Origin of the sequence: Photobacterium indicum, from assembly GCF_003026215.1 — a bacterium.
GTDB classification, from domain to species: domain Bacteria; phylum Pseudomonadota; class Gammaproteobacteria; order Enterobacterales; family Vibrionaceae; genus Photobacterium; species Photobacterium indicum.
The window spans coordinates 25,499-33,385 of sequence record NZ_PYOC01000022.1 but is presented as its reverse complement, the minus strand read 5'-3'; the positions used below and the strand labels follow the sequence as shown (position 1 = coordinate 33,385).

The window sequence follows — 7,887 nt, the reverse complement described above, 5'->3', positions numbered from 1 at the left end:
AGTGCACGCGTAGCTCAGCTGGATAGAGTACTTGGCTACGAACCAGGCGGTCGGAGGTTCGAATCCTCCCGCGTGCACCATCATTTAAAAGCAGTGACAGTATTTCGTGATTGTCGTTGTGGTAAAACAGAATTAGTGCACGCGTAGCTCAGCTGGATAGAGTACTTGGCTACGAACCAGGCGGTCGGAGGTTCGAATCCTCCCGCGTGCACCATCATTTAAAAGCAATGACAGTATTTCGTGATTGTCATTGTGGTAAAACAGAATTAGTGCACGCGTAGCTCAGCTGGATAGAGTACTTGGCTACGAACCAGGCGGTCGGAGGTTCGAATCCTCCCGCGTGCACCATCATTTAAAGCTCAGCTTCGGCTGGGCTTTTTTGTATCTAAATTTTGATCTTCTATCTTTACACCTCTAGCTACTAAAATCGCATTGACTCCGCTCTAGAACGACCCCCACAGAAATAAGCATCTATTAATGTACCTATCCGAATGGTATTAGTTTTAAGCTAAATTCCTTTCTAAGTTTTTTAAACGGCGATATTTCATTGGGTACTTTTATTATCTTGTTTGCTTAGCACAGGTATATCTCTCGATGATGTGAGCTGACTGTTTAATTGATTTGTTTATATGAAATAGCGATAAGTTTTGTGAATGTAATCGCACTCTTTATCGGTTATTTGTAATTGTTTGATTTAACATTATTTTCGATTTAAAAAATCCAATTAATTTTATTATCATTACGTTAACGTAAGCGTAATTTGTGGCATTTTATATGTTGTTTTATATAGCTTGTTGTTGATTTATTTAATGATAGTGGGCACTGTTAGTGACTTATTTTTCTGCGATTTATGAGGAATAGGCTGTTTTATCACGATTTTCTTATTGAATAGGTAAAAATGAGTACAATCTTCAACTAAATGAAGTGATATTGTTAATAAATTTGACTTATTTTTTCATGTCGTGATAATCCTTAACGCACCAGTCACAAAATAATGAAAGGAATCTATGATGGCTGATTTAGGAAGTTTGCTACAGGAAGCAGCAACAATCATGTTAACTGGCATGTTTGTGGTTTTTGGATTTCTGAGCGTCTTAATCTATTTAGTTCAACTTTTGTCAAAACTGGCACCTGCAGATGCAGTATCAATTCCAAAGCCTATGACAACGGTTGAGTCAAATCATGCAGGGGTTCAACCTGACGTTGTGGCAGCAATATCTGCCGCGGTACATCTGTATCGTCAACGTAACGCCTAAAAATGATTTATAGGCTAATTACACTTACAAGGAGTTTTCGATCATGTCTAAGCCTTTAGCTATCACTGACGTTGTATTACGTGATGCCCACCAGTCACTGTTTGCTACCCGCATGCGTATTGAAGATATGCTGCCAATCGCAGAGCAGTTAGACAACGTGGGATATTGGTCCCTTGAAACATGGGGTGGAGCAACATTTGATTCATGCATTCGCTTTTTGGGTGAAGATCCGTGGGAACGCTTACGTGCTTTAAAACAAGCGATGCCTAAAACACCGATGCAAATGTTGCTACGTGGGCAAAATCTATTGGGGTATCGCCACTATGGCGATGACGTGGTCGAGAAGTTTGTTGAACGTGCCCATGCAAATGGTATGGATGTATTCCGTATTTTTGATGCAATGAATGATGTACGTAACTTTGAAAAAGCAGTGAAATCAACAATTGATGTTGGTGCTCATGCTCAAGGTACGATTTCATACACAACAAGCCCTGTGCACAATTTAGATACATGGACTGATTTAGCTAAGCGCTTAGAAGATCTTGGTTGTCATTCTATTTGTATTAAAGACATGTCTGGTCTGCTTAAGCCTTATGAAGCAGAAGAGTTAGTTAAACGCATTAAAGTATCATGTGATGTACCGCTTGCCCTTCATTGCCATGCAACAACGGGGTTGTCTGCAGCAACGGCAGTAAAAGCGGTAGAGGCTGGTTTAGATATTCTTGATACGGCTATTTCTTCAATGAGCCAAACTTATGGCCATACACCTACTGAAACTGTTATTGCGATGCTGGAAGGCACAGAACGTGATACCAATTTAGATCTGCAGCAAATTGAACCCATTGCGACTTACTTCCGTGAAGTTCGTAAAAAATATGCGAAATTTGAAGGTAGCTTGAAAGGTGTTGATGCCCGAATTCTTCTTGCGCAAGTGCCTGGTGGCATGCTGACTAACATGGAAGGCCAATTAAAAGAGCAAGGTGCTGCTGATCGTTTTGATGAAGTATTAGCAGAGATCCCTCGAGTTCGTAAGGATCTTGGCTTTATTCCTTTGGTAACACCGACATCACAGATTGTTGGTACTCAAGCTGTATTGAATGTGCTTACGGGTGAGCGCTACAAGAGTATTGCGAAAGAAACGGCTGGCATACTGAAAGGTGAATATGGTCAAGCGCCTGCGCCTGTGAATGCAGATCTTCAGGCCCGAGTGCTTGAAGGCGCTGAACCTATCACATGTCGCCCTGCTGATCTTATTGCTGATGAACTCTCAATCCTAACGGACGACCTACAGGCAAAAGCAGAAGCTGACAATATCAAGTTAGCTGAAGACTCTGTGGATGATGTCTTAACATATGCGTTATTCCCGCAAGTTGGTTTGAAGTTCCTTAAAAACCGTAATAACCCAGAAGCATTTGAACCTGCACCTGAAGCGGAACCTGCTATTACTGCCCCAGTTGCTAAACCAGCCGCCTCTACTGGCGGGATTGAAGCGTACAGTGTGAAAGTTAACGGGCAGGTTTATAACGTAGAAGTCGGCCCAAGTGGTGAGCTATCAAGTGTTGTATCTGCAACATCAGCCTCCACACCAGCACCTGTCGTTGCTGTGAGTAATGCGGAAGATATTTCAGCACCCCTAGCGGGAAGTATCTTTAGAATCAATGTTAAGCCGGGCAATCAAGTGTCTGAAGGTGATATATTGATTGTGCTTGAAGCGATGAAGATGGAAACAGAAATTCGTGCAGCTCGTAATGGTGTCATTCAAGAGTTGCATGTTAAAGAGGGTGATTCCGTTTCGGTTGGTTCGCCAATACTAAGTTTGGCGTAAGAGGGTACCATGGACGGTTTATTAAAACTCTGGGCAGAGACAGGGATAGCTAATTTCGAGTTCGGCCAAATCATCATGATTTTGGTTGGCAGTGGATTACTGTTTCTTGCTATTCGTAAAGGCTTTGAACCATTACTGTTATTGCCAATGGGCTTTGGCGCTATTCTTGCGAATATTCCTAACTCGGGATTTACCGAGCCGGGTGGATTGCTGTATTACATCTACCATGTGGGTATTGAAACGGGTGTCTTCCCGTTATTGATCTTCATGGGCGTGGGGGCAATGACAGATTTCGGGGCATTGATCGCTAACCCTAAAACATTGTTACTAGGTGCAGCCGCTCAATTTGGTATTTTCTTTACCTTATTTGGTGCAATTTTACTGAACCTTGTTCCTGGAATGGAATTTACACTTGCAGATGCATCATCAATTGCGATTATTGGTGGTGCAGATGGGCCGACTGCAATATTTCTTGCCAGTCGTTTGGCGCCTGATCTTTTAGGGGCGATTGCCGTAGCGGCTTATAGCTATATGGCTCTTGTGCCGATCATTCAGCCACCTATCATGAAAGCGTTAACCTCACCGGAAGAGCGACAAATTAAGATGCAGCAATTGCGTCATGTCAGTAAGGCTGAGAAAGTACTCTTCCCGTTGGCTGTATTGTTGATGACTATTCTGTTTTTACCATCAGCAACACCATTAATCGGTATGTTCTGTTTAGGTAATTTGATGCGTGAATCTGGCGTGGTCGATCGTTTATCGAATACAGTTCAAAATGAACTGATTAATATCGTAACGATCATGTTGGGTTTAGGCGTGGGCTCAAAGCTTGAAGCAGATACGTTCTTACAATTTGAAACTTTGGGCATTTTGCTATTAGGCGCAGTGGCATTCAGTGTGGGTACTGGTGGTGGTGTGTTGATGGCTAAATTACTTAACCGTTTCAGCAAGGAAGACATTAATCCATTGATTGGTGCAGCGGGCGTTTCTGCTGTACCTATGGCTGCACGTGTAGTGAATAAGGTTGGCTTAGAAGCTAACCCACAAAACTTCCTATTAATGCATGCTATGGGGCCGAATGTTGCAGGGGTATTAGGTTCAGCGGTTGCTGCTGGTATTCTATTAGCCCTTGTCGGTTAATGAAGAACAGCCATAGCGATTATTTAACGTCAGGTGTTAATTCGTTGCGTTAATTGATTGGGCTAGTCCTGTTAGTGATATCTATAAGTACACATTTTGAAACGGGTAGTTTGACGCTATCCGTTTTTTTTATGTCTGTAGCTTGGTATAAGGGGGACTCATTATTAAGGTTAATGACGTAACTTTCAGTTAGCCGATAAAGTTAACCCACTAAAAAGGAAGCAATATGTCTAATCTGAAGGTGTTTGTGCGTATAAGCAGATCTAAATAGGTCGTGCTCGTGGCTAAATTGTTTTAGCGACAAGCATTTAATATGCAGTGTTTTTTTCGATTAGCTTGATGTAAGTAAATAAGATGTTAGATTTATTAAATGGCGATTCAGCATTATGGGTATTGTTCACCACTGGTTTTCTAAGTGCCACGTTGTTACCGGGCGGCTCTGAAGCCAACCTAATAGCAACAATTAAGCTGGGTGATAATGCCCTATGGCTCGTGGTATTAGTGGCGACAATAGGTAATACACTGGGTGGAATGACTAACTACTGGTTAGGGCGTTTACTACCGGATAAAACTTCTAAAGAAAAACATGGTCATAAAGCATTACAGTGGTTGAAAAAATATGGCTACTGGAGCTTATTCTTTAGTTGGTTACCCGTTATTGGTGACCCTTTATGTTTAGCTGCGGGCTGGTTGCGAATGCACCATTGGCTGAGCTTTATCATTATTATGATCGGTAAAGCTGTGCGCTACATTGTGTTGGCTCTAGTAGTACAAGGTTTTTTATAAGGAATGCTATAGTGCAAAAGTGGGTTTTAAGTGTCACGTTGCTATCAATTGCAGGGTGTAGTAATCAAATAGGGCAAGAGACATCAACATTGCCTGAAGGTGTTACATTCGTCGAGCAAGTTGCAGGTGTGAAAGGGCAACCTGTTATTCCTTACAGTAAATATACACTTGAGAACGGTTTAACCGTTGTTCTTCATGAAGATAAATCAGACCCATTAGTGCATGTCGATATGACCTACCATGTTGGTTCTGCCCGTGAACAAGAAGGTAAATCAGGTTTTGCTCACTTCTTTGAACATATGATGTTTCAGGGTTCTGAGCACGTCGGCGATCAAGAACATTTTCGCTTAATTACCGAGGCCGGTGGTACGTTAAACGGAACGACCAATCGAGACCGTACCAACTATTTCGAAACGGTACCTGCGAATCAATTAGAAAAAATGTTATGGCTAGAGTCAGATCGCATGGGCTTTTTACTCGGTGCTGTCTCTCAACGTAAATTCGAAATTCAACGCTCAACGGTTAAAAATGAACGCGCCCAGCGTTATGAAAACCGCCCTTATGGTTTAGTATATGAGCGCCTTGGCGAAGCTCTTTATCCGCGTACTCACCCTTACTCATGGCAAACTATTGGTTATGTTGAAGATCTTGAACGTGTTGATGTTAATGATCTAAAAGCATTCTTCCTGCGCTGGTATGGTCCGAATAATGCCACGCTAACAATCGGTGGTGATTTAGACAAAGAACAAACATTAGCATGGGTTAATAAATACTTTGGCTCTATCCCTCGTGGCCCTGAAGTAAAAGATATGCCTAAGCAGCCCGTTACGCTGGATGCTGACCGCTATATAACCTTAGAAGATAAAGTACAGCAACCTATGCTGATGATGGCATGGCCGACATCGTTTAACGGTTCAGAAGATGAAGCATCGCTTGATATGCTGGCCAAAGTGATTGGCGGTGGTAAAAACAGTCTGCTCTATCAAAACTTAGTGAAAACCGGTGATGTTGTTGATGCGGGTGCCTACCATGATTGTGCTGAGCTTGCGTGTACCATGTATGTGTATGCGATTGGACAAAGTGGTGAGAAAGGCAACTTAAAAGAGCTGCGCAGTAAAGTGGTATCCACCCTTGATGATTTAGAAGAGCGAGGGGTCAGTGAAAAAGAGCTGAACGAACTAAAAGGCATGGTAGAAGCGAACGCTATTTTTGGTTTGCAAAGTGTGAGCGGAAAAGTGTCTCAATTGGCTGCCTATCAGACGTTTTACGGCAACCCTAATCATTTAAGTGTAGAGCTACAACAATTACGTGATGTTTCGACAGATAGCATTGAGTCTGCGTATATGCAGTACGTAAATGGTAACCCTAATGTCACCTTAAGTGTTGTGCCTAAAGGTAAAACTAACTTGGTTGCCGCGAAGTCAAATTACACGCCAATGCCTCGTATTATTCCTGAGCATAAAAAACTGACAGAGGAACAATTAGCTTTACGTGAACCGATTGATAACTTTGATCGTAATGTAATGCCACAGCCTTCACAGCCAGTGGAAGCTGTAATGCCAACCTTGTACCAATTTGAGCTAGCCAACGGTATTAAAGTACTTGGTACTAAATACCAAGAAACCCCAACGGTAGAATTACAAATGGTTATTCCTGCAGGGCGTCGTTTTGAGCCAATGGGGAAAACAGGGTTATCTAAGCTTGTTGCAGCCATGATGAATGAAGCAAGCACTCAATCAACCGCAGAAGAATTGTCATCACGATTAGATTCGTTGGGCAGTACTGTTAGCTTTAATGCTGGCTTGTACGGTACAACCGTCTCGGTAACATCGTTGGATAAAAACATAGTACAAACGCTGGATATTTTGGAAGAGCGTTTATTCAAACCTGCTTTCAATGAAGCGGATTTTGACCGTTTAAAAGCCCAAGCGATTGAAGGTGCGGTATACGAACATCAACGACCTGATTGGCTAGCGAGCCAAGCAACGCGTGAAATTCTGTATAAAGGCACGCCATTTAGCTTACCGCCAGAAGGTACTAAGGTATCTTTAAACAGTATTACTTTAAAAGATGTAACAGACTTTTATGATACTTATTACACACCGAATGGCGCCGACATAGTTGTTGTGGGTGATGTAACCGAGCAGCAATTAACGAAAAAAATTGATTTTCTATCTAAATGGCAAGGGGCTGCTAAACCAGTACCTAGCGCGATTGTATTACCGAGCATAGAAAAACAAGCGATTTGGATGGTTGATAAACCGGGTGCGCCACAAACGATCATTCGTCTTGTTCGCCAAGGCCTACCGTATGATGCAACCGGTGAGTTATATGAAACGCAATTGGCTAACTTCAATCTAGCGGGTAACTTTAATAGCCGTATCAATTTAAACCTGCGTGAAGATAAAGGTTATACCTATGGCGCGGGTGGCTACCAAACTGGTGGGAAAGAAGTAGGGTTATCTGTGTATTACGCTCAAGTACGTGCAGATGCCAGCTTAGCTTCGGCGAAAGAGTTCTTGGCTGAACTTAAAAAAATGAGCACAGAAGGTGTAACAGATAAAGAAGTCGACTTTATGCGTTTAGCCGTTGGGCAGAAAGATGCGCTAAGTTATGAAACACCAAGTAAAAAAGCACAACTGCTAGGTCAGATCCTAACGTATTCGCTACCTGAAAACTTTGTTGAAGAGCGTAATGAAATTGTGGCGAAAATCAGTAAAGAGCGACTAAATGAATTAGCGGCTAAGTGGTTTAACCCTGATGATTACCAAATCATTGTAGTGGGGGACACTAAGGCATTGACGCCACAATTTGAAACACTGGGTATTCCGATGAAAACAATTCAGCCTAATCTTTAAGGGGTAGCCTGAATTATTTAAT

Annotated in this window: 5 protein-coding genes and 3 tRNA genes; all 8 read left to right on the top strand. The window is 42.3% G+C overall.

Translation table 11 applies throughout. The annotated features are described in order from the left end of the window. Positions 1–3 precede the first annotated feature (3 nt). The 8 genes from C9J47_RS26750 to C9J47_RS26715 all read left to right on the top strand — a co-directional run bounded on the left by C9J47_RS26750 (position 4) and on the right by C9J47_RS26715 (position 7,865). Positions 4–80, top strand: a tRNA-Arg gene (locus C9J47_RS26750). 57 nt (positions 81–137) lie between these two features. After that, positions 138–214: transfer RNA gene (locus C9J47_RS26745), tRNA-Arg, on the top strand. Between the two features lie 57 nt (positions 215–271). Next, positions 272–348: transfer RNA gene (locus C9J47_RS26740), tRNA-Arg, on the top strand. Positions 349–1,010: 662 nt separating this feature from the next. Then, the gene (locus C9J47_RS26735; RefSeq protein ID WP_107257099.1) at positions 1,011–1,256 is read left to right on the top strand and encodes an oxaloacetate decarboxylase subunit gamma; all 246 of its coding nucleotides are present in this window, start codon (positions 1,011–1,013) and stop codon (positions 1,254–1,256) included. A gap of 43 nt (positions 1,257–1,299) precedes the next feature. Then, positions 1,300–3,081 carry a sodium-extruding oxaloacetate decarboxylase subunit alpha gene (gene oadA, locus C9J47_RS26730; protein WP_107257097.1) on the top strand — a complete coding sequence of 594 codons (1,782 nt, stop codon included), beginning with the start codon at positions 1,300–1,302 and terminating at the stop codon, positions 3,079–3,081. A gap of 9 nt (positions 3,082–3,090) precedes the next feature. Beyond that, complete coding sequence (locus tag C9J47_RS26725; RefSeq protein WP_107257095.1) at positions 3,091–4,221, top strand: sodium ion-translocating decarboxylase subunit beta; 1,131 nt, start codon at positions 3,091–3,093, stop codon at positions 4,219–4,221. Positions 4,222–4,575: 354 nt separating this feature from the next. Further along, positions 4,576–5,007, top strand: coding sequence for a YqaA family protein (locus C9J47_RS26720; protein ID WP_107257093.1), 432 nt, complete (start codon positions 4,576–4,578; stop codon positions 5,005–5,007). An 11-nt stretch (positions 5,008–5,018) separates the two neighbouring features. Next, the gene (locus tag C9J47_RS26715; RefSeq protein WP_107257091.1) at positions 5,019–7,865 is read left to right on the top strand and encodes a M16 family metallopeptidase; all 2,847 of its coding nucleotides are present in this window, start codon (positions 5,019–5,021) and stop codon (positions 7,863–7,865) included. Positions 7,866–7,887: the final 22 nt, after the last annotated feature.

What these genes read in the sequence shown, in the direction of transcription:
- C9J47_RS26735 (WP_107257099.1), top strand. Translation starts at nt 1,011, where the DNA reads ATGGCTGATTTAGGAAGTTTGCTACAGGAAGCAGCAACAATCATGTTA.
- C9J47_RS26720 (WP_107257093.1), top strand. Translation starts at nt 4,576, where the DNA reads ATGTTAGATTTATTAAATGGCGATTCAGCATTATGGGTATTGTTCACC.
- C9J47_RS26725 (WP_107257095.1), top strand. Translation starts at nt 3,091, where the DNA reads ATGGACGGTTTATTAAAACTCTGGGCAGAGACAGGGATAGCTAATTTC.
- oadA (WP_107257097.1), top strand. Translation starts at nt 1,300, where the DNA reads ATGTCTAAGCCTTTAGCTATCACTGACGTTGTATTACGTGATGCCCAC.